The organism is Bacillus sp. mrc49 (assembly GCF_002803435.1).
On the sequence record NZ_PHNG01000186.1, the window covers coordinates 1 to 897 of the forward strand.

Consider the following 897-nt stretch of genomic DNA (forward strand, 5'->3'; position numbering starts at 1 on the left):
AAATCCTCCAAGGAAATCTTGCTCGCGCTTGAATTCCTCCTGTAGTATTCAACGACTGGATCGCCCTTCTCCACTTTGGATTTCAGCTGGAATCCTGTTGGATGATGCGGGTCGGTTAAGACATGGGAGACATCCACGCCTTCGCTTGTTAGCGTTTTCAAAATCATCCGTCCGAATGAATCATCTCCGACCTTGCTCATCCATGCCGTTTTGATGCCTAACCTTGACAGGCCAATCGCTACATTGGTTTCGGCCCCTGCCACATAGCGCTTATAACGCATGCAATCATCGAGGCTGCCCGTATCATCGGCAATGAACATCGCCATTGCCTCTCCCATCGTCAGTACACTAAGCTCTTTCATGGCTGACCTCCTGTTCCATTTTCATGAGTGAAATATACGTCGCTGCATTTTCCAATGTGACCGGAAATTCAATCGCTACCGGACAAGCTCCCTTAAAATTCCCCAATAGCTCCATTACCTCAGGCAGCAGCGGCATCGATACTGGCTCGGTCACCCACCCATCATGTACCCGCTTCACCTGCTTCAAATGGATATAAGCCACATAACCTGCCAACTCTCGTGCCGCCATCAACGGCTCCTCATCTGTATACAGCCAGTTGCCCGTATCAAATGTCATTTCAATCGGCATATCCAATGTTTTGCATCGGCTCAGGAAATGAGTGATTGTCTCTACATTACCACCGCCAGACGTTTGATCGTTCTCGATGGTGATCGCCAGTCCATCATTTGGCCGGTTTTCCGTCAGTACCTCACTTACGTAACTCATATTTGTTTCCTTCTCATGGTAGGAGCCTAGAGGCAGCTTTAGCAAATCAGCTCCCAGTTGTTGCGCTTCCCATGTTAGTTGCTTGAATCCTTGTTCATTCAGTTGGTG

At 48.6% G+C, this 897-nt stretch carries 1 protein-coding gene and 1 pseudogene; both read right to left on the reverse strand.

From position 1 onward, the window contains the following. Positions 1–362 (reverse strand): PfkB family carbohydrate kinase (locus CVN76_RS01285; RefSeq protein WP_232732044.1); only part of this gene is annotated, 362 nt, incomplete at its 3' end. Next, positions 349–897: pseudogene (locus tag CVN76_RS01290) on the reverse strand (sugar phosphate isomerase/epimerase); the annotation flags it as partial. The pseudogene CVN76_RS01290 and the gene CVN76_RS01285, both read right to left, overlap by 14 nt.